The 20,110-nt window shown below is 39.4% G+C and carries 20 protein-coding genes; 6 read left to right on the top strand and 14 right to left on the bottom strand.

Going from position 1 to position 20,110, the window contains the following annotated elements; all coding sequences use genetic code 11:
* Positions 1-28 precede the first annotated feature (28 nt).
* Positions 29-868, bottom strand: a complete 840-nt coding sequence (locus tag BV902_RS19805) for a prephenate dehydrogenase (RefSeq protein ID WP_075993419.1) — start codon at positions 866-868, stop codon at positions 29-31.
* A 131-nt stretch (positions 869-999) separates the two neighbouring features.
* Positions 1,000-2,160, bottom strand: a complete 1,161-nt coding sequence (locus BV902_RS19800; RefSeq protein WP_075993418.1) for a pyridoxal phosphate-dependent aminotransferase — start codon at positions 2,158-2,160, stop codon at positions 1,000-1,002.
* Positions 2,161-2,425: 265 nt separating this feature from the next.
* Here BV902_RS19800 and BV902_RS19795 point away from each other — a divergent pair, with 265 nt between their 5' ends.
* The 4 genes from BV902_RS19795 (at position 2,426) to BV902_RS19780 (ending at position 6,913) form a co-directional block, all read left to right on the top strand.
* The gene (locus tag BV902_RS19795; protein WP_075993417.1) at positions 2,426-4,249 is read left to right on the top strand and encodes an ABC transporter ATP-binding protein; all 1,824 of its coding nucleotides are present in this window, start codon (positions 2,426-2,428) and stop codon (positions 4,247-4,249) included.
* Between the two features lie 103 nt (positions 4,250-4,352).
* Positions 4,353-5,552, top strand: a complete 1,200-nt coding sequence (mqnE, locus tag BV902_RS19790) for an aminofutalosine synthase MqnE (protein ID WP_075993416.1) — start codon at positions 4,353-4,355, stop codon at positions 5,550-5,552.
* Positions 5,553-5,565: 13 nt separating this feature from the next.
* Positions 5,566-6,192 (top strand): histidine phosphatase family protein, encoded by a 627-nt coding sequence (locus tag BV902_RS19785; protein ID WP_075994881.1) that lies wholly within the window; start codon positions 5,566-5,568, stop codon positions 6,190-6,192.
* On the top strand, positions 6,185-6,913 hold the full coding sequence (locus BV902_RS19780; RefSeq protein WP_075993415.1) for a menaquinone biosynthetic enzyme MqnA/MqnD family protein: 729 nt from the start codon (positions 6,185-6,187) through the stop codon (positions 6,911-6,913). Before BV902_RS19785 ends, BV902_RS19780 begins: the two co-directional genes overlap by 8 nt.
* 455 nt (positions 6,914-7,368) lie before the next feature.
* On the opposite strand, the gene BV902_RS19775 is transcribed toward BV902_RS19780, so the two are convergent.
* The 6 genes from BV902_RS19775 to BV902_RS19750 form a co-directional block, all read right to left on the bottom strand.
* Positions 7,369-8,622, bottom strand: a complete 1,254-nt coding sequence (locus tag BV902_RS19775; RefSeq protein ID WP_237241736.1) for a DEAD/DEAH box helicase — start codon at positions 8,620-8,622, stop codon at positions 7,369-7,371.
* Positions 8,623-8,859: 237 nt separating this feature from the next.
* On the bottom strand, positions 8,860-9,906 hold the full coding sequence (gene asnA / locus BV902_RS19770; protein WP_237241734.1) for an aspartate--ammonia ligase: 1,047 nt from the start codon (positions 9,904-9,906) through the stop codon (positions 8,860-8,862).
* A 252-nt stretch (positions 9,907-10,158) separates the two neighbouring features.
* Positions 10,159-10,485, bottom strand: coding sequence for a HesB/IscA family protein (locus BV902_RS19765; RefSeq protein ID WP_046675441.1), 327 nt, complete (start codon positions 10,483-10,485; stop codon positions 10,159-10,161).
* Positions 10,486-10,566: 81 nt separating this feature from the next.
* Positions 10,567-11,745, bottom strand: a complete 1,179-nt coding sequence (locus BV902_RS19760; protein WP_237241732.1) for a cysteine desulfurase family protein — start codon at positions 11,743-11,745, stop codon at positions 10,567-10,569.
* A gap of 26 nt (positions 11,746-11,771) precedes the next feature.
* The gene (locus BV902_RS19755; RefSeq protein ID WP_075993413.1) at positions 11,772-12,197 is read right to left on the bottom strand and encodes a DUF983 domain-containing protein; all 426 of its coding nucleotides are present in this window, start codon (positions 12,195-12,197) and stop codon (positions 11,772-11,774) included.
* Positions 12,198-12,199: 2 nt separating this feature from the next.
* Positions 12,200-13,066, bottom strand: coding sequence for an AraC family transcriptional regulator (locus BV902_RS19750; RefSeq protein WP_075993412.1), 867 nt, complete (start codon positions 13,064-13,066; stop codon positions 12,200-12,202).
* Positions 13,067-13,209: 143 nt separating this feature from the next.
* On the opposite strand from BV902_RS19750, the gene BV902_RS19745 reads away from it, so the two are divergent.
* Positions 13,210-14,067 carry a mechanosensitive ion channel family protein gene (locus BV902_RS19745; protein ID WP_075993411.1) on the top strand — a complete coding sequence of 286 codons (858 nt, stop codon included), beginning with the start codon at positions 13,210-13,212 and terminating at the stop codon, positions 14,065-14,067.
* Here BV902_RS19745 and BV902_RS27590 read toward each other — a convergent pair.
* The 6 genes from BV902_RS27590 to BV902_RS19720 all read right to left on the bottom strand — a co-directional run bounded on the left by BV902_RS27590 (position 14,064) and on the right by BV902_RS19720 (position 19,468).
* Entirely contained in the window at positions 14,064-14,222 is a 159-nt protein-coding gene (locus BV902_RS27590) for a hypothetical protein (RefSeq protein ID WP_172840711.1), read from the bottom strand. The genes BV902_RS19745 and BV902_RS27590 overlap by 4 nt on opposite strands.
* The gene (locus tag BV902_RS19740) at positions 14,219-15,193 is read right to left on the bottom strand and encodes a 2-hydroxyacid dehydrogenase (protein ID WP_075993410.1); all 975 of its coding nucleotides are present in this window, start codon (positions 15,191-15,193) and stop codon (positions 14,219-14,221) included. The genes BV902_RS27590 and BV902_RS19740 overlap by 4 nt, the downstream gene beginning before the upstream one ends.
* A 196-nt stretch (positions 15,194-15,389) precedes the next feature.
* On the bottom strand, positions 15,390-16,778 hold the full coding sequence (locus BV902_RS19735) for a serine hydrolase domain-containing protein (RefSeq protein ID WP_075993409.1): 1,389 nt from the start codon (positions 16,776-16,778) through the stop codon (positions 15,390-15,392).
* A 31-nt stretch (positions 16,779-16,809) separates the two neighbouring features.
* Positions 16,810-17,550: a LytR/AlgR family response regulator transcription factor gene (locus BV902_RS19730; protein WP_075993408.1), complete on the bottom strand. Its 741-nt coding sequence runs from the start codon at positions 17,548-17,550 to the stop codon at positions 16,810-16,812.
* Positions 17,543-18,589, bottom strand: coding sequence for a sensor histidine kinase (locus tag BV902_RS19725; protein ID WP_075993407.1), 1,047 nt, complete (start codon positions 18,587-18,589; stop codon positions 17,543-17,545). Before BV902_RS19725 ends, BV902_RS19730 begins: the two co-directional genes overlap by 8 nt.
* A gap of 3 nt (positions 18,590-18,592) precedes the next feature.
* Positions 18,593-19,468, bottom strand: coding sequence for a LiaF transmembrane domain-containing protein (locus BV902_RS19720; RefSeq protein ID WP_083663679.1), 876 nt, complete (start codon positions 19,466-19,468; stop codon positions 18,593-18,595).
* Between the two features lie 267 nt (positions 19,469-19,735).
* Between BV902_RS19720 and BV902_RS19715 the strand changes: the two genes are divergently transcribed.
* A complete protein-coding gene (locus tag BV902_RS19715; protein ID WP_075993406.1) occupies positions 19,736-20,071 on the top strand; it encodes a DUF3276 family protein in 336 nt (111 codons plus the stop codon).
* Positions 20,072-20,110: the final 39 nt, after the last annotated feature.

Here is a 20,110-nt window from a genome sequence, read left to right as displayed (position 1 = left end):
ATACCTACTGCTCTAACTAGAGCAGCCTTTATTTAATGATCCTTTTTATCTTATTGGAACGGGTAATAAGTTTGTGCAATTTGTCATAATCCTCCGTGGCAATAGAATCGTGCAGGGATTGAAGCTGCTTGATATGTTCTTCGAGTACTTCGAGTACATTTTCGCGATTTTGCTTGAAAATAGGTGTCCACATATCGGGCGAACTTTTGGCAAGACGTACTGTAGATTCAAATCCCGATCCTGCCAGCTCAAAGATACGTCCCTGAGATTTCTCTTTTTCCAATACCGTTAAGGCGAGGGCGAAAGAGGTTAGGTGGGAGATGTGTGATACATAAGCAGTGTGTACATCATGTTCGTCCGCATTCATAAAACAGCTGCGCATCTCCAATTGGTCTGTGATGGCATCGGCGATCTCGAAAGCATCCTCATCAGTTTTAAATGCTTCGACATACACCATCATCTTGCCTTTGAATAAGCCCGGTATTGCAGCCTCAGGCCCCGAATACTCGGTTCCGGCCATGGGATGGGCTGCAACGTAACGCCCCCGGTTAGGGTGATCCTTGATTTTGTTGAGAATATTTGTTTTTGTCGATCCCATGTCAATGACGACCTGATCTGTAACCAAATCCAAGATTTGAGGAACAACATGTAAAATGGCATCGACAGGAATTGTGAGCACCAATACTTTACAGCTCTTAATCGCATCTTCTAAGCTTGCTGTTTCGTCAATGAAGCCGATGTGCATCGCTTTATCTAAGTTCTTTTGACTCTTATCTACACCGATAATTTTGTCGCAGAATTTTGTTTCTTTTAGGCGAATGGCAACTGAGCCGCCGATCAAGCCTACGCCTACAATGGCAATGTTCATATGTAAACAATTATATTAAGCGTATTTTTGTTCAAATGTTATACACCGAACGCTTTATACCCTGGTTGTTTGTCGATCAATTATTCTATCGATAATTTCAAAGCAGTTAAGCTGCCCCGATATCGAATGTCTTAGAAATTATCTTTAATGCGCTGGATTGATTCTTTGAGTACCTCTACTGTGGCACAGAGACTGATGCGTATATATTGATCGCCTTTGTCTCCGAAAATTCCACCCGGTGTAATAAATACCCGTGACTTGTCCAAAACAGCATCGCTTAGCGCATAACCATCCTTGTATTTTTCAGGGATGCGTGCCCATACAAACAGACCTACTTGGTCCTTTTGATAAGAACAGTCCAGCAAATCCATAATTTCATACACCTGTTGACGTCTTTCAGCATAAATTTTGTTTAGATCAGCATACCAGGAGGCATCAAGTTGTAAGGCTTTTGCCGCAGCCAGCTGAACAGGTAAAAACATACCTGAATCCATGTTGCTTTTGAAACGGAGTACTTGGTTTATACGTTCTTCGGCACCCACGAGCACACCAATTCGCCATCCCGCCATATTGGAAGACTTGCTCAGCGAATTCAACTCAATGGCCACATCTTTCGCGCCAGGGATACTCATAATGCTTCTTGGCGTATCTGTCAAAATAAAGCTATACGGATTATCGTGGCAAATCAGGATATTATGCTCTTTAGCAAATTGAATCAGCTCTTGATAAAATGCATCGGGTGCCGAGGCACCTGTTGGCATATGAGGATAGTTTATCCACATCAGTTTAACCTTTGACAAGTCTTGTTTTCTGAGCTCATTTAGATCAATAAGCCAATTTTTCTCTTGTGTAAGATTATAGGTAATTGCTTCAGCACCACTCAATCTCACTGCAGCAGCATAAGCTGGGTAGCCAGGATTGGGTATAAGTGCTTGGTCTCCTTCCTGAAGATAGGTCATACAGATGTGTACAATACCCTCTTTTGACCCTATTAAGGGTAATATTTCTGTATTGGGATTAAAAGTCGCGTTATAATAACGTTGATACCAATCTGCAACGGCTTGTCGTAGGGCGGGAGCGCCTTTATAATTTTGATAGCCATGCACATTTGGAAGTTGGGCATTCGTATTTAATGTCTCGATCACCTCCGGGTGTGGGGGCAAGTCTGGACTTCCAATTCCTAGGTTGATTACACGCGCACCCTGTTTGTTTAACTCATCTATTTCTCTTAATTTTTTGGAGAAATAATATTCTTCAGTATGCTGCAATCTTTTGGCAACGTCTATTTGCATTTTATTTTAATAAATTTGGTATTTGAATAAGGCTAAATTAGGGAATTATCTATTAAAAGGAGATTTTTTTATCGATTTTTCAAGCTGAACAAGCTGAATGCTTTAGTCTTGAGATGCAACAATTTTATAGTCCCTTACCAGGATATGCGCTTTTCTTGATTAATTTGTTATTTTTGTTCAATTTCCTCGTCAAAAATCTGAAAGTTAGAGGAGAGACCGACGAATGACTTTTCGTATAAAGGTAATTTGTCTTAGTTCAAAATAAATGAAAACATATTTTAGGCTCTTATCGTTTGCTAAACCCATTGAGAAATTTGCAATCCCATATGTAATTTTCACGTTGATCACGGTTATTTTTAGCACATTGAATTTAGCGTTGCTAGCTCCATTACTCCATACACTTTTTAACGTTGGTAAAGAGACCGCCGAGGTCGTAAAACCAGAAGCTTATACAGACATTCTCGCGTGGTTTAATTACTACGCCAGTGTTGCTAATAGCCAGTTTGGAGCCTATGGTGCATTGAAATACGTCTGTATTGTTATTGTGATCTCCGTATTTATCAGTAATCTATTTCGTTATTTCTGTCAGCGTATCATGGAGAATTTTCGCATTCATACCCTGCTTAAATTGCGCAGAGCAGTGTTTGATAATGTGATGGATCTGCATGTTGGCTATTTTACGGGGCAACGAAAAGGAGATATTGTTTCTAAAGTCGCGTCAGATGTGCAGGTAGTTCAGTATTCTGTTACAGGGACATTACAGGTGGTTTTTAAGGAGCCTCTGCAATTGATCGCTTATATCGTGATGCTTTTTAATATCTCTGCAAAATTGACTTTTTTCTCCCTCTTGGTTATTCCAGTCTCTGCATTTTTTATAGCAAGAATCGTTAAGAATCTTAAAAGTCAGGCGCATGCAGCACAGGAGTCGTATGGAAATATGATTTCCTATTTGGACGAAGCATTATCGGGGATTAAAATTATCAAAGCCTTCAATGCGGTCTCCTTTATTAAGAACAGATTTCATAATGAGAACGAACGTTATGCAAATATCGGCCGTGATATGGCTAAAAGACAACAGTTAAGTTCGCCTGTTTCTGAGCTACTAGGTGTCATTATGGTCGCAATTATTCTTTTATATGGCGGTCATTTGGTGCTTTCAGGTGACAAGGGGTTAACTGCACCGGAATTTATCGCCTATATCGCTATTTTTTCACAAGTGATGCGTCCGGCAAAAGCGTTGACAGATTCTTTTAGCGGTATTCATAATGGTCTTGCTGCGGGCGAACGCGTATTGGAACTCATCGATGAACGGACGGAAGTGAAAGATCGCGCCGACGCGAAGCTTGTGAAAAGCTTTGAGAAGAATATCGTATTTAACCAGGTCAATTTTTCGTATAGCAAAGATAAAGAGATTCTCCAGAACATCGATTTGACTATAGAAAAAGGGAAGGTCGTTGCATTGGTAGGGCCATCAGGTGGAGGGAAATCAACTTTGGTTGATTTGATCCCGAGATTTATGGACGTCACTGGAGGGCAAATTTTGTTTGATGGTACTGATTTACGGGATTTAAGCCAGGATTCTTTACGGGACATGATCGGTGTGGTTAATCAGGAGTCCATTTTGTTTAATGATACGATCTTCAATAATATAGCATTTGCTAATCTTTCTGCCAGCCAGGAAGAGGTTGAAGCCGCTGCACGGATTGCCAATGCGCATGAATTTATTTTGAAAACTGAACATGGTTATCAGACCAACATTGGTGATCGGGGCGGTAAATTATCAGGTGGCCAACGCCAGCGGATCTGTATCGCACGGGCTGTCTTAAAAAATCCACCGATCATGCTTCTTGATGAGGCGACTTCTGCGCTAGATACCGAATCTGAAAAATTGGTACAGGACTCCTTATATAAATTAATGGACAATAGAACAACAGTTGTCATCGCCCACCGCTTAAGTACCATTCAGAATGCGGATATAATTGTGGTAATTGAAGCTGGAAAGATTGTAGAAGTAGGTAGCCATAGTGAGCTGATACAACGTGAGGGATTATACCGCAAATTAATCGAGATGCAACAATTTACAGATTAGCTTTCTTTTCTAAGAGGTTTGTCAAATTAGTTGTTATCACATTTTTTATTATAACTTTTGTTGCCTTTTCGGTACATTTGATTTAAGATAGGAGATACATTTAATGAACGCAATAGATAAATTGAATTTCTTGATTAACGATAAGAATTTAGCTGTCGAGTTGAGAGATATAGCGGAGAAAGTTTTGCGAGAGGAGCGTATCACTTTTGAGGAAGGAGTGCTTTTATATGAAAAAGGTGAGCTAGGCTATCTTGGTGTGCTTGCTAACTATATTCGTGAGAGACGTCATGGAGATCATACTTTCTTCAATCGTAATTTTCACATTGAGCCGACTAATGTTTGTGTCTATGACTGTAAGTTCTGTTCGTATTCCCGCTTAATAAAAGAAAGGGCAGAAGGTTGGGAGATGGAAGTTGATGGCATGATGGATATTGTCAAAAAATATGACAATGAGGCTGTTACTGAGGTTCATATCACTGGAGGGGTTGTTCCTAAACAAAACCTCGAATTTTATGCCGATTTCTTTCGCAAATGTAAGGCGCATCGCCCCGAGTTGCATATTAAAGGACTTACACCTGTAGAGTATTACTATATTTTTAAGAAGGCAAAATTAAGCCATTACGATGGCCTGAAGTATTTGCAATCTTGCGGCTTGGATTCTATGCCAGGGGGTGGAGCAGAGATTTTTCATCCAGAAATCAGAGAGCAGATTGCACATGATAAATGTACCGCCGAACAATGGTTGGATATTCATGAGCAAGCACATAAGCTGGGAATGCATACCAATGCCACAATGCTGTATGGTCATATTGAGCAGTTTTGGCATCGAGTAGATCACATGGAGCGCCTAAGACAGCTGCAGGATAAGACTGGCGGTTTTCAGACCTTTATTCCTTTAAAATTTAGAAATAAGGAGAACCAAATGTCCCATATTCCCGAGGTATCCGTTATCGAAGACCTAAGGAATTATGCGATCGCTCGAATTTACATGGATAATTTTGATCATATTAAAGCGTATTGGGCAATGATATCGAGAGATACGGCCCAGTTATCCTTAGCTTTTGGGGTCGATGATATCGATGGAACACTGGATGATACGACAAAAATATACAGCATGGCGGGAGCAGAAGAGCAAAAGCCGGGGATGACCACACAAGAGGTTGTCGAGCTGATAAAAAATGTTGGACGCCATCCGATCGAAAGAGATACCCTCTACAATGTGGTGACCGATTATAATGATTTTGTTTTTGATCAAGGTGATCAAAAGAAAAGCTACTATGCATTACCTGTTGTCAATTCATAACTCATATCGCACGTTGAAAAAGACATTTTATTTTATACGACACGGACAGACTGATCTAAATTTAAAAGGTATTGTGCAGGGACGGGGTGTTAATTCCCCGCTCAATAAGATGGGCATAGCTCAAGCTCAGGCTTTCTTTGATCATTATAAGACAGTGCCTTTTGATAAGATATATACCTCCACTTTATTGCGTACGCATCAAACTGTACAAGGATTTCTTGATTTGGATTTACCTTGGGAACAGCTTGTTGGTTTGGATGAAATAAGCTGGGGCGTTTATGAAGGAAAAGAACAAACACCAGAGTTGCTAACTGGTTTTGAAAAATTGGTCGCATCATGGCGCAACGGAGAATTGGATGTCAGTATTGAAAACGGAGAGTCTCCTCATGAATTGATGGCTCGTCAACAAGTCGCCTTGGATCATATGCTCGCTCAGGCAGATGAAAAAAACATATTAGTCTGTATGCACGGTCGTGCTTTACGAATTATGCTTTGTCTAATGACTGGTGTTGATGCCCGTTATATGGATGATTTCCCGCATACAAATACTGCTTTATATAAATTGCTGTATGATAATGGTCAATTTGAGATTGTGGACCATTACAATACTGCACACTTAGAAGCATTGATAAATGAATAAAATTAGAGTTTCTGCCGTATCGTATACCAATACTTATCCATTTTTGAATGGAATACGTAAATCGAAAGTGATGGAGCAAATCGACTTGAGCGTTGATTATCCAAGTGCCTGTGCACAGAAAGTAATCGATGATCAAGCTGATATCGGTATTATACCGACAGCTGCCTTATTAAGTCTTCCCGAGTATTATATTAATACCGATTTTTGTATCGGCACAGAAGGTGCTGTTGATTCTGTCTTTATTTTTGCCAATAAGCCTATTGAAGATGTAAAAACTTTACGTTTGGATAAGCAATCGCGCACGTCAAATGGTTTAGCACGTGTATTGATTAAAAATTATTGGAAAAAAGATGTAGAATTGGTCACTGATGAATCTATAGAGCCAGATGCCTATGTTTTAATTGGGGATCGTACTTTCGGTAAGAAGAATGCAGTACCCTATGTTTATGATTTGGGGGAAGAGTGGTTTAACTTCACCGGATTACCTTTTGCTTTTGCTTTATGGGTAAGTAACAAAAAGCTTCCCGACTCTTTTGTGGAGCAATTTAATGAAGCTTTAGCATATGGCGTTGAACATGCAACCGATGTGATAGCCGGTCTCCCAGAATTTGAGGGCTTTGATTATACCAAATATCTGACACAGCATCTTAATTTCCATTTGACAGATAAGAAACGCGAAGCTGTGCAGTTGTATCTCCGGTATTTAAAAGAATTGGATTAACCTGGGTCGCTTGACCTGAACAGGAACCATGACATACCCTGAAAAATTTTAAATCAGAATCGCCAGGTAAGCCTTACACGGCATTGTGAAGGCTTACCTGCCGATTGATTCCCCGGGTGCACTACACCCCTGATAAATTCCCTTTATTTCTTGCTTTTGTTTATAACGACTTCGATAAGGCGTATAACTCCGATTACACCATGTTTGGAATTAAAAGGGTGACAGTACCCTTTTTACAGGGTATTAACAAGGGGTTAATAGGGGTATACCCCTGTTAACCCCCTGTAATACCCCTGTTAAAGTCAAACATGGTATTAACCAAGAGTTAATCAGGTTCCTATAAAAAAAACCACTCATTGAGTGTTTTTTTTATCGGCTTATTTTAACGACAATGCAGGTCCCCTTATGCATTGGAATCACAGTTTGATTATCGACTGACCTTTGCGCGCGAACAACTAGGTACGTCCAATTTTTACTTTACGTCCTTTGATTTTTTGCCCACTAGCCTTATTGATAATAATGGAAGCAAGCTTTCTTTTAACGGCAACATAAGCTACCTTATCTTTCACTTCTATTATACCGATGTCGTCTTTTTCAACACCTTCCAAATGCAGGAGAAAACCTACGATGTCAATTTTATTGACTTTATCTTTTCGTCCAGCACTGATATAAAGTGTGGCGAAAGGTGAATTTTCCGGAAGATCATAGTATTCGGGAAATTCCTCTTCAGGTATTTCTTCCGCTATATAGGGATAGGCTTCTTCAGGCTTTAAGATGACATAGACATCACCCTTTGCCTGCATACGCGCAGTACGTCCATTGCGATGAATAAAGCCATCTTCTTTATGCGGTAGCTGGTAATGAATAATGGCATCGACTTCGGGGATATCCAGCCCTCTTGCAGCCAAATCGGTCGTGATCAAAACATTGTTGGAATGATTACGGAATTTGAGAAGCGCCAGCTCACGATCTTGCTGTTCAAGTCCGCCATGAAAGGTGTCGTGAATAATATTGCGATTGTCCAGCAGTTCGCTGATGTGATCTACTGCATCGCGATGATTACAGAAAATAATCATTTTTTTCGTCCCGATCTTGCAGATGAGTTTTAGCAATGCCTCCAATTTCTTTTGAACAGGAGCAACGACCTTTTTTATTGTAATGCGGGGTATGTTCTGTGAGTTATTCAGAAAATCAACAAGGATAGGCTCCTTTATCTGTGTAAATGGCGGGATTACATCCATCATTGTTGCAGAAGTCAATATCCGTGATCTGATGGCCGGTATATGTCGAATAATGAAATCCATTTGATGCTGAAATCCCAGTTCCAACGATTTATCAAATTCGTCTAACACAAGGGTGTGGATACTGGTCGGATCAAAATTTCCTTCTTCGATATGTTGCTTTATACGTCCTGGAGTTCCTATAATAATTGCGGGAGCATCCTTGAATTCATTTTTTTCGATACGGGTACTATGACCGCCATAGGCACAGGTGACTTTGTGACCTGTGGTCACCTTGCGTAGCACTTGCTCTATCTGTAAGGCAAGTTCGCGGGTCGGCACTAAAATCAGTACTTGAACCTCCCGAACGATGTCCTTCAATTGCGCTAAAATGAGCAATGAAAAGGCCAAGGTTTTGCCAGATCCTGTGGGTGAAAGTAAGATGAAATCATGGTCTTTTTGATACGATTCCACTACTTTTTTTTGCATCTCATTTAAGGATGAAATGCCTAATTTATTTAAAATAGCTTCTAGCTGCATTTGACAAAAATACAAAATACCGCTATCTTGAAAGGAACAAACTAGAATGAAAATTTTTTAAGCATTTTATACCTAAAAAAACAAGGTAATCGGTCTATAAAAGATGATTACCTTGCAATGATTTGTATCGATATATTGGAAAACGCGGTATAGTTGCCGCGTTATTAATTCTTAATAAGTATTGTTTTATAAAATATCAATACCTTCTTGTCTTAGCGTTTCTTTTTTGTCCTCTTCCCAGATACTGACTTGGACTTCTCCAATATGTTGTTTCTTGAGCATAAACATACAGACACGTGATTGTCCGATCCCACCGCCCATAGATTCTGGTAATTGATCATTAAGAAGCATGCTATGGAAAGTCAGTTTGGATTTTTCAGTACAATTTCTGATTTCCATTTGATGTGCCAAAGCGGTTTTATCGACGCGAATTCCCATGGAAGAAAGTTCAAACGCCGAATTTAAGATCGGGTTCCATACGAGAATATCGCCGTTCAATCCTTTGTGGCCTGCTTCATTTGCGGTACTCCAGTCGTCGTAGTCGGCTGCGCGTCCATCGTGTGCAACACCATTGCTGAGTGCCCCTCCGATACCGTATAAAAACACAGCACCGTATTCTTTTGTGATTGTATTTTCACGTTCCTTTGCACTTAGATGAGGATATTTTTGCAGTAGTTCTTCAGCCGAAATGAATGTAATGGTTTCCGGAAGAATCGCTTTTATCTGTGGATACTTGCTTTCAACCTGTTGTTCTGTAAATCGTAACGCATCGTAAATCTTTAATACGGTTTCTTTCAGGAAGGCCAAATTACGTTGATCTTTATCGATTACTTTTTCCCAGTCCCATTGGTCTACATAGATCGAGTGAATAGGGGTGTAATCTTCATCAGGACGCAGTGCTTTCATGTCTGTCACGATGCCTTCCCCAGGTAACATTTCAAGCTCTTTTAAACGGACTCTTTTCCATTTTGCCAATGAATGTACCACGACAGCTCTTTTTTCATTCAATGATTTAATCGGAAATGATACCGGACGCTCAATTCCATTTAAGTCATCGTTTAATCCTGTGCCGTCTAAAACCACCAATGGTGATGAGATCGGAATTAAATTTAATGCTTTCTTTAGTTGTTGGACAAATGTATCTTTAACGAAGCTGATAGCAACTTCGGTACTTAAAAGTTTTCTTCCCTCCATATGAGTCAAATGAAATACCATGCATGGATTGATACGCATGGTTTTATTTTTTATTCAGTTATTTCATACAAAAGTATAAAAATATCATTGGTTAATCTGTTTGGTTGTGATTTTTAATATTTATCCATTAAAAAGTTGAAAAAATAAAAAAATTCTAACAAAATGAAGGTAGGTCAATATTTAATTATAAAACTAATAATTTGTTGGTGCAACCAAAAGTGTTTGGTTACTTACCAAAAGAGCCCTGAAATATTTCAGGGCTCTTTTGTTTATGGTGGATCGATTGATTGATTAAACGGAGAAGCTTTCGCCACATGCACAGGTCCGGCTCGCATTCGGATTGTGGAATTCAAAACCCTTTCCGTTCAAACCATCGGAATAATCCAATTCTGTACCTGCTAGGTATAAAAATGATTTTATATCCAAACATACCTTCACGCCTTTATCTTCGAAAAATTGATCACCTTTTTTTTCTTCATTATCGAAATTCAGCTTATAACTCAAGCCCGAACAACCGCCACTTTCCACAGCAACACGCACAAAGTAATTGCTGTCATATTGCTCATCCTTCATGATTTCCTCGATACGAGTTTTTGCTTTGTCAGTAACTGTAATCATAGTAATATCCTTTGTATGACACAAAGATACATACAATCTTGTTATATTTCGTCTCCTATAAAGTTTTTAGAATGTCATAAATTAATCGATCATGCCAGCTTTGAAAAGTTGCCAGATGGGGGATTGATCGCGGATTTTGTGAACCGCTGCTGTGATCAATTGGGCACATTGTATAATATCCTCTTGCGTCGTAAATATGCTTAAGCTAAAGCGAATGGCCGATAATGCATCTTCTTTGGAAATACCCATAGCCATTAAAACATGGGAAGGTTCTCTGGAGCCGGTCACACAGGCCGAGCCCGAGGAAAGGGCCAATGTGGGACAGGTAGTCATTATTTCGCTGGCCAGGATATGTTTAAAACTAATGTAACTGGTGTTTGGTAGGCGGGATGCATTTTTTCCATGAATGATGATTTCAGGAATCTCACTTAAAATTTCTTCCAATAGATTGCGGTTTCGTTCGACCGTATTATAAACTGCTGGTTTAATCAGAGATATGGCTTTTCCAAAGCCGACGATAGCTGGCACATTGTATGTGCCGCCTCTAAATCCGCTTTCCTGACCACCACCGATAAGGAGAGGAGTAATTTGAATCGGTTTCGATTTTCTTCGGATGTAGAGTGCGCCGATTCCCTTTGGGCCATGAAGTTTATGGGCACTTAAGCAGAGTATGTCGATATTTAATTTTTGTAGATCAATGTCGATTTTTCCAATGGCCTGTGTCGCATCACAAAAAAATAAGACGTCTTTTTCGGTACAGATATCGGCTATTTGTGCGATAGCAGATAGCACACCTGTTTCATTGTTGGCCGCCATGATACAGACCAGTATTGTCTGGGATGTGATTGCATTCTTTAAATCATCGAGAGCAATCATCCCTTGTGCGTCGACTGGCAGGTAAGTGATTTCGGCCCCCTGCTTGGCTAACTGTTCGCAGCAACTTAATACGGCTTTGTGTTCTGTTGATACGGTGATAATATGTTTGCCCTTAGATTGGTATTTGTCAAATATGCCACAGATTACGGTATTAATACTTTCTGTTGCACCTGAATTGAAAAATAGTTCTTTCGGTGAGCAATTCAACACTTCAGCTATTTGTCCTCTAGCAAGTTGGATGGCAGCATTGGCTTCGCGTCCCATTTGGTGATAGATACTCGATGCGTTCGCATAGTTTTGGATGAAGTAGGGAGTCATGGTATTCCATACTTCATCCAAAATTCGAGTTGTTGCGTTGTTGTCCAAATAAATGATATCCTTCATCAGGATAAAGATAAGGATAATGAAGGTTATGCTGAAGCCTTCACATCAACTTCCTTTTTTTTGACATTTGGATCATATCTCAAGCCAGGCGTTAACCAATACATCAGTACGATACGCGAGTAGCGGTAGTTGAAGGGTGACATTAAAACAACGCTCATGATCGCAACTGTTGCATAGAGTATAAAAGAAGAATCATTGCCTGTCAGGATATAGGTTGCCATACAGGCAGTAACCATTTCGGCGATAGAAAACGCATAGGTAACATACATGGCACCATAAAAATAACCTGGCTCACGTTCGTAACGAAGTCCACAGTATTCGCAATGGCTATTCATTTTTTGTACTTTCAGACCGTATGCAGGCCCTTGGTACACATGGCCGATTCTACATCTTGGACATTTTGCTTGCCATGCGGCTTTAAATTCAGATAATTCGTATTTAACCTCTTCCATAGTTATAGTTGTTTTCTGAACTCTTCCGGTGTGAGCCCAGCGGATTTTTTGAAAAATTTAGTAAAGTATGAGTTGTCCTTAAATTGCAGCTCATCTGCAATTTCGGTAATATTTAAATTTCTATTGACCAGGAGCCGCTTCGCTTCAAGGACAATGCGGTTCCGGATGATCTCTCCTGCAGATTGCCCAATATAGGATTTACAGATCGCGTTGAGATGATTGGGGGTTATGAATAACTGATCCGCATAAATACTGGGCAGCTTGGTTAATTTAAACTGCTGCTCAACCAATTGCTGAAAGCTATTAAATATTTTATGATTGTAGGGGTTGCCTCTTTCGAGATGCTCCTTCTCTGTAGCAATCGAAATATATAATATAAACTGCAGTAAAAGTGTACGGGTATAGTCTTCCGGTAATCTTTCAGCTTTTGCAGATAGGATTTGATCGAGAATAGCAGTTGCCTGGGGTCGATATTGTTCAGCTAACACAAATATCAGATGTTCAATTTTACCCTGTAAAAAGCTAAAGCGCTCCAGGTAGTCGGTACGTAAAAGAAAAGATTGAAAGTAATCAATCGAAAAATTGACAACATAACCTGCTTCATCACCCACAAAATTCCAGGTATGTACCTGACCCGGAACCATAAAATAGATCTGATAAGGCGCTATCTTATAATGATTAAAATCAATGATATGCTCTCCGGATCCCTTGGTGAAAAGGACGAAATGAAAAAAATTATGCTTATGTGGGAACACCATATCCTGATGTTTGATGATATATTCTTTCAGATCATCAATATGAATCGTTGTGTTATTGTTGAGATCAATACTACAACTATCAATGATAGGTATGGTGTTTTTTCTATTCATATTACAAAATTAGGGTAAATATTCTTTTATAAGTGGTGTTTATTTGCTGTTTTGTGGTATTTTTCAATGATTTTGATCTTTTGATAGGTAGTGGACGATGTTGGAACAATCCTTGTGTCTAAATTTTTAAAATATATTAATAAATGGAAAGTAATTTGAATAGCCTAGAAACGAGATTTGGGCGTTTGACAGACATTGTGATTGAGTCTATTCCGGGGATTATAGGGGGGATTATCCTATTGATTCTCGGTAAATATGTGATTGGTTTTGTGGACCGATTATTACATAAACGTTTTGAAAAGAAAAATGTGGATCCTTCGATCCGGGCTTTTATCTCTAGCATCGTCAAGATTGTCATGTGGGTGATGCTGCTTCTTACTGTAGCCAGCCAGATTGGGATTCAGACAACCTCGTTTATCGCAGCATTATCTGCTTTTGGATTGGCTGTTGGTATGGCGCTGCAGGGAAGTTTGAGCAATTTTGCTGGCGGAGTGCTCATATTGATGTTTAGGCCTTTTGAAGTAGGAGATTCCATATCGAGTGCAAATGGTACTGCAGGTACGGTAGAACGAATTGATATCTTGTATTCCACTTTAATAGGGGATGATGGGGTACGTGTTTTTAGCCCTAATGGACCCTTAGCTAATTCGGTTATCAAAAATTACACGAAAATTGTGCAACGGATGTTTGAATATACCATCAGTATCTCTTATGATAAAAACGTGAAAGAAGCGAAAGATATCATATTAAGGGTTCTCCGTTCGAATGAGAATGTGTTGACAAGTCCGGAGCCAACTGTTTTCATCAAAGAATTGGGGGACAGTGCCATGGTTTTGACCGTTCGTGCCTGGACGAAAAGAGAGCACTATGTCGCTGCGCGAAACTCGATGCAGGAAAAGATTATGTTGGAGCTGGAAAGGAACGATATTAGTTTATCTTCCAATCCGACGCAGATTAGCATTGTTTCAAATTCAAGTGACCAAGGAACTGCAAAAACTTAGTCCTGGTCCGTTTCCAATGCATGTATAAGGACAAAGTACCTGTAGGTAATGATAGCCTGCTGGTACTTTTTTAATTTTAACGGATCCATCTTACCGTATTTTGGTAAGATAGCTTTATTTAAGCTATTTAAAAGCTGAAAAAATCTTCGTTTCATTGATATACTTCTTTATTGATAATTTGTGGCATTTTTTCGCCTTTGATTGCGGCCAGTAAGTTGCTGGCGGCCATCAATGCCATATTATCCCTTGTTTCTACGGTGGCAGAGCCGATGTGCGGCAGGATACAAACATTTTCCATCGTTAAGAGTGGGTTTTTTGGATCCATCGGCTCCGGGTCTGTTACATCAAGCCCGGCGCCCCATAATTGGCCAGTCTGCAGGGCTTCTGTTAGATCCAATTCATTGACTAATCCGCCCCTAGCCGTATTCACTAATATAGCGGAGTTTTTCATGCGCGTAAACGTATTTTTGTCAAATCGGTTTTTAGTCTCCGCAGTCAAAGCTGAGTGGATTGAAAGTACATCGCTCCGCGTGAGCAGATCGTCGAAATTAACATATCGTGCGCCAAGAATTTGTTCTGCTTCCTCATTACGGCTCCGATTGTAATAGATAATTTCCATGTTATACGCTGCTTTGGCTTTTCTGGCGAATTCAAAGCCAATTCGTCCCAGTCCATAAATGCCTAGTGTTTTGTTATTGAGCTCGATGCCTAGGTTTGCTGTGGGATCAAAACCTTTCCATTCGCCCTGCAAAATTCTTTTGTGGTTGAAAAATGCTTTCCGCGATACCGATAGCATCAAGAGGAAAGCAACGTCTGCTGTTGCTCCCGAAAGGATGCCCGGTGTATTGCTTACGGGGATTCCATGCTGTGTAGCGGCTGAGATATCCACATTGTCATAGCCGACGCTCATGAGAGATAGGGCTTTTAGGTTGGGGCAGTTTTGGAAAAAATTAGCATCAAACTTTTGCATTCCACCGTTAAGGACGTAGTCGACCTGTTGGCTAGCTTTGATAAGCTCCGTTTCGGAAAGGGGAGTACTTGAATCGTGTATAGAAATGTCGTGCCCAGCAGATTTTAATAGATCTATGCCTTTTTGTGGAATTTTTTTAGTGATAAATATCTTCATGTAAATAGATGCTGTTTAGCTTGTTGTTGGTTGATTCCTCTGAATCCATTTGTTTTGTCCTATCTTCAAAATTAATGATCACTCATCGCTATTACAACAAAAAAAGCCATATTGTTGTTTCAATATGGCTCATTATTCCTTGTTTTTTGAACTTTACTTTTTACGGAGTAGGTAATCCAAGATAGCTTTACCCGTGTCATCGGTAGAGATGGCTGAATTGGACAAGATGACTACACCACTTTTTTTTGTCGGGCGATAAGGCTAGATAGGAGCTACTTCCGGCAGTTCCGCCATTGTGCCAATAAACCGTTAGGTCGTCAATCAAATTCATATGCCATGCGAGTCCGAGGTCTGTGTCTGGAGGTAGAAAAAATGTAAATAACCGGGTATTTGCCATCGCATTTTCCAATGGAGTCTGCGGCATCTTAAATTGCGCATTCGCAAATTTAAGCAGATCCTCCAGACTCGATTTTAATCCACCAGCGGGACCGAAAGCGTCAAACGACCAAGGAATTACTTCTTGGCCTTCTTTGTTATATACTTTAAAAGTATCTTTTCTCTTAGGATCTAATACTTGAAAGGTATTACTCATTTCAAGTGGTTTACAGATGATATCTTTTACAAGCTGATCATAACTTTTTTTATAGATACTGCATATAATGTCTCCTAATACGGCGTAACCAAGGTTGCTGTACTCATATTCTTCACCTGGATTTTTTTTATTTTTAAAGCTTGCGAGGTAATTATAAAGTGCTTTTTTGTCGTATGTTTTGTAAGGGTCGTTTTCGTTAAATCCTTTGACTTTGTCGAGATTCTCAGGAAGTCGTGGAAAGCCAGAGGTATGATTGGCCAACATTTGAAATGTTATTTTCGAAAGCGCTTCATTTTTTTTGAGTGAGTCAGGAAGAAATAGCGAAATAGGCTGATCTAAGGTGACTGTTCCTTCTTCGACAAGATTTGACAAAAGTATAGCCGTAAAAACTTTGCTCAGCGAGCCGATTTCATAAATAGACGTTTTTGTAGGCGGAGTTTGGTTGCCTTTGGCCGTCTCGCCATAGAAATAGGTTTTGGTTTGTCCGTTCTTTAAAATGCCAATGGCAAGTGATTGTGTGTTTTGTTGTTTCAGGTACGTATTTGCAACTGAATCGACAAAAAGGTCGTCGTTATCGACAGATTTCTGTGTAGCAGGTACCACAATAGTTTTTTCCACTTGAGGCTTCCCTGCTAAAGGTGTGAATTTTAATGTGTTGAATTTTAGGGTAGTATCCGTTGCAAAAAGGACCGCATATGATTTGCTGTCGAAGTCCATTTGATAGGTTGCAAGACCTTTTTCAAATTCTTGTATCGTTGAGCTTTTTACTCTTCCTAAGGGGTATAGCTCTTGGAGTACTTGCGTGAATTTGGCTAGGCTAATTTGCTGTTTAAAAGAATCACTGGCCAAATTATAGGCGGAGTCTGTCATCTGGGAATTGATAAAAAATTCCAGCTTATTGTAAACTCCTCTGTTGATCTGTTCCGCAGGATTCGTTTGGGCAAAGGAGTAAGAAGAGATGCCCAGCAATACTATTGTAATTAAATGTTTCATAACTATTGATGGGCACAAATCTACGGAATGTTTAAATTCCAATCAATTGTTTTAATCGTGCATAGCCTGATTTACTGATATTGAGCTTTTCGCCCGATGTCAGTGCAGCAATATAAGAGTCTTTTTCATAAGGTTCCAATTTAGCCAACTGATCCACTTTGATGATAAAAGAACGGTGGATGCGGACAAATTGATTTGGATCCAAAGATTTTTCAAAAAAGGACATGGTTTTGTTCTTGAGGTACATGCCATCTTTGGTATGAATCTTAACATAGTCATCGTAAGACTCCAGATATTTGACGGTATCAATTGGAATAATTTTGATCTGGGTGCCTGTTTTTACAACAATACGGTCAATTTTTGTTTCGTCTTGCGCTGTAAGGACTTCGTAGTTGGGCTGTACCTTTTTCTCCGGAGCTGAGAAGTTAGCCCTAAATTTTTCCAAGGCTTTTTTAAAGCGCGTAGGTGATACCGGTTTTAACAGATAATCCAATGCGTTCTTCTCAAAAGCTTTTAAGGCGTACTCATCAAAAGCCGTCGTAAAGATGACAGCTGGTGGATTGTCTATCAGTTCCAGCATTTCAAAACCCGTTAATTTGGGCATTTGTACGTCCAGAAAAATTAAATCAGGTTCATGGGTATGAATAGCCTTAACGCCTTCAAAACCATCGCCACATTCGGCAACGACCGATACATCGGCCTCATTTTTTAAGTAACCGGCAATAATGGAGCGTGCCAAGGGTTCATCATCGATAATAACGACTTTAATCATATTGAGGTATTTTTAGGGTGCTGATAAATATATTGTCCTGAATCTGAGTTTCAAGGAGATCATTTCTTCCATAGAGGAGGTACAATCGGCGTTGAATGCTCGAAAGCCCAAATCCAGTGCCTTTTTTCGGTTTTGATTGCTCTTCAGTATCGAATGGATTGGTAATTTGGATCATTAATTGACCTTCATTCGACTGGCATTTTATTTTAATTTCTACTTGATCCGTTACATTGTATAATCCGTGTTTAATCGCATTTTCTACCAGTGGCTGAATAATCATGGCTGGTAATTTATTGTTGAAAATTTCTTCTGAGGAAGAGATGGATGTATTTAGTCGATGACCGAAGCGTACTTTTTCAATATCAAGATAAAGTTGAAGGTGATCGAGCTCTTCTTCAAGTGTGATAATTTGATTGTTTTCTTTTCTTAATGTTCCTCTTAAAAAGTCCGATAACTGGAATGTCATGTTTCGGGCTTCATCCGGATTGGCGCCAATAAGTGCTATAATGGAGTTGAGGCTATTGAATAGGAAATGCGGCTGTAACTGTTGTCTTAAATTATACAGTTCGGCTTCCCGAAGTAAATTTTCGGATTCCTGCTTCCGCTTGATATTGTTGATGTTGTCTTCCTGAATATTCCAAACGATATTGATAATGGCAACAGAAGTCAAAATGAGGAAGTTAACGATACCCCGATAGGGTAAGGTTAAATCCAGCAATGGGGTAAAGGTCGATTCGATAAAGTAACTCATCAAAAATCGGCTTAATGCGATGCTTATTGCGCCCATGATTAATCCGATGATGAGTACCTTCCAAATCTCCCGGGGTTGCGGGGTATAGAAATTGAGTGCTGATGACATGCCATAACAGCAAAACATCATCACCACACTGTTTATAAATGAATCTTTGAATGCGAGTTGTTGGTCGAAACCAGAACGAAGCATCAATAAATACTGTAACGCGAGATATCCGATAAATACGGATATACATATAATGCCAATTAAACGACTTTTAACACTGAGGAACAGTTTGTTTTTCATCTATTAAGCATTTTTTATGGTTAAATTGCCTAAAATACAGGTCCCTGTAATGTATATTTTCTTATCCGTATCAGGATTATAAATTGTTTGAAAGCGGCGGTCATCAACAGATCCTAAGACCGATGCCACGTTGCTAAATACCGTCCAATGTGGAGGGATGATAATACGTGCGCTACCAAACAATTGGAATGTATCGATCACAATGGGTTGTTGAATATCCGCTTTTGTTAAATCCAGTTCTACACTCCCAAATACATTGGTCAAGTTGCCACCTCTAAAATTTTTGGAATAGATTACCTTCTTTTGACCTGCAAAAATACTGTTCAAGTTGAGGTTATCTTCAAATGACTGTTGAAAAGGATCTTTGTCGCCAAAAGCCTGCTGATTAGGCGAGGCTTGTTGGCTTGATCCATATTGTTCGTTGAAAGGTCTTGATTCCTGATCAGCGGGGCTACTGTCTATAGGTTCTGCTGTGGGTACATGGACTCGCTTATCCCAGTCATAAGAGCCTTGCGGCGGATTAGGGTAAGTTGGGGGAACCATCGGCGGTTTCCTTTTGCTCATGATAAAGTAAATCCCGAGCGAAATGATGATGATCGGAACGGTTACGGAACCAAAATCTGTGCGCATCATTCTTGAAATAAGGCTTGCTCCGCCTATGATCAGTAGGATAATTGCCGATTTTTTCTGAAATTGGGAATTTATACCGATGACCAATCCAATGATGATTAATATCGTTTGCCAGCCAAATAACCAATCCGGAAACCAGCTTCCTAAATTGAGGTTATTCAATAATAAGAATATACCTACGATGATCACAATCGCTCCTACAATATTGCGGCTATTATTGCTGTTTGGTATGATGGGTTCTTTTTCCATAATGTTTTTACTATTTATGACTCAAAGATAGAGGCACAAATATATTCTACATATTTGCTTTAGGTAATACAACTTATATTTTCGGTAAATGTAATGATTTCGTCGGTAAAAAATCTTGTTGTTTAATTTTTGTCTTGGTTATAAATAGTTGGGAACTGCCATTTTTGTGCGTAATTGTCTTTTTTTTTTAATATTATTTGGTGTATTAAAATGAATTATTATATATTTATCAAAGATTAAGATTACTTTAAACTTAAATAACAACCAATGGGAGATTTTGAAAACAAAGAACGTGAAGAAGTTTTTTCAAAAAAGGTGAGAGCAGGTAAGCGTACTTATTTTTTTGATGTAAAAGCAACTCGATCGAACGATTACTACATTACTATCACAGAAAGCAAGAAGCGCTTTGAGGATGGCCAGTTTATTAAGCATAAGATTTTCTTATATAAAGAAGATTTTGAGAAATTCGCTGATGGTTTGACGGATGTGGTTAATTACATCAAGTCTAATCAGGAAGTAATCGAGAAACGTTATGAGCCTAACTTTGATGATGCATACGCTGAGGAAGCGGATGTTCGGTCAAAAGATGATTTTTCGTTCTAGTATCCGTAGAACGAAATCTTAATGAAAACAATAAAAAAA

The organism is Sphingobacterium sp. B29 (assembly GCF_001952815.1).
GTDB lineage: Bacteria > Bacteroidota > Bacteroidia > Sphingobacteriales > Sphingobacteriaceae > Sphingobacterium > Sphingobacterium siyangense.
Note: the sequence above shows the minus strand (reverse complement) of the source record. Positions and strands in the feature narration are given on the sequence as shown.

Excerpts from the sequence above, each read along its gene's own strand:
- BV902_RS19800 (WP_075993418.1), bottom strand. The coding sequence starts at position 2,160 with ATGCAAATAGACGTTGCCAAAAGATTGCAGCATACTGAAGAATATTAT.
- BV902_RS19715 (WP_075993406.1), top strand. The coding sequence starts at position 19,736 with ATGGGAGATTTTGAAAACAAAGAACGTGAAGAAGTTTTTTCAAAAAAG.
- BV902_RS19750 (WP_075993412.1), bottom strand. The coding sequence starts at position 13,066 with ATGAATAGAAAAAACACCATACCTATCATTGATAGTTGTAGTATTGAT.
- BV902_RS19720 (WP_083663679.1), bottom strand. The coding sequence starts at position 19,468 with ATGGAAAAAGAACCCATCATACCAAACAGCAATAATAGCCGCAATATT.
- BV902_RS19805 (WP_075993419.1), bottom strand. The coding sequence starts at position 868 with ATGAACATTGCCATTGTAGGCGTAGGCTTGATCGGCGGCTCAGTTGCC.
- asnA (WP_237241734.1), bottom strand. The coding sequence starts at position 9,906 with ATGCGTATCAATCCATGCATGGTATTTCATTTGACTCATATGGAGGGA.
- BV902_RS19755 (WP_075993413.1), bottom strand. The coding sequence starts at position 12,197 with ATGGAAGAGGTTAAATACGAATTATCTGAATTTAAAGCCGCATGGCAA.
- BV902_RS27590 (WP_172840711.1), bottom strand. The coding sequence starts at position 14,222 with ATGAAACGAAGATTTTTTCAGCTTTTAAATAGCTTAAATAAAGCTATC.
- BV902_RS19795 (WP_075993417.1), top strand. The coding sequence starts at position 2,426 with ATGAAAACATATTTTAGGCTCTTATCGTTTGCTAAACCCATTGAGAAA.
- BV902_RS19745 (WP_075993411.1), top strand. The coding sequence starts at position 13,210 with ATGGAAAGTAATTTGAATAGCCTAGAAACGAGATTTGGGCGTTTGACA.
- BV902_RS19780 (WP_075993415.1), top strand. The coding sequence starts at position 6,185 with ATGAATAAAATTAGAGTTTCTGCCGTATCGTATACCAATACTTATCCA.
- BV902_RS19740 (WP_075993410.1), bottom strand. The coding sequence starts at position 15,193 with ATGAAGATATTTATCACTAAAAAAATTCCACAAAAAGGCATAGATCTA.
- BV902_RS19760 (WP_237241732.1), bottom strand. The coding sequence starts at position 11,745 with ATGAAGGATATCATTTATTTGGACAACAACGCAACAACTCGAATTTTG.
- BV902_RS19730 (WP_075993408.1), bottom strand. The coding sequence starts at position 17,550 with ATGATTAAAGTCGTTATTATCGATGATGAACCCTTGGCACGCTCCATT.
- BV902_RS19775 (WP_237241736.1), bottom strand. The coding sequence starts at position 8,622 with ATGCAAAAAAAAGTAGTGGAATCGTATCAAAAAGACCATGATTTCATC.
- BV902_RS19725 (WP_075993407.1), bottom strand. The coding sequence starts at position 18,589 with ATGAAAAACAAACTGTTCCTCAGTGTTAAAAGTCGTTTAATTGGCATT.
- mqnE (WP_075993416.1), top strand. The coding sequence starts at position 4,353 with ATGAACGCAATAGATAAATTGAATTTCTTGATTAACGATAAGAATTTA.
- BV902_RS19765 (WP_046675441.1), bottom strand. The coding sequence starts at position 10,485 with ATGATTACAGTTACTGACAAAGCAAAAACTCGTATCGAGGAAATCATG.
- BV902_RS19735 (WP_075993409.1), bottom strand. The coding sequence starts at position 16,778 with ATGAAACATTTAATTACAATAGTATTGCTGGGCATCTCTTCTTACTCC.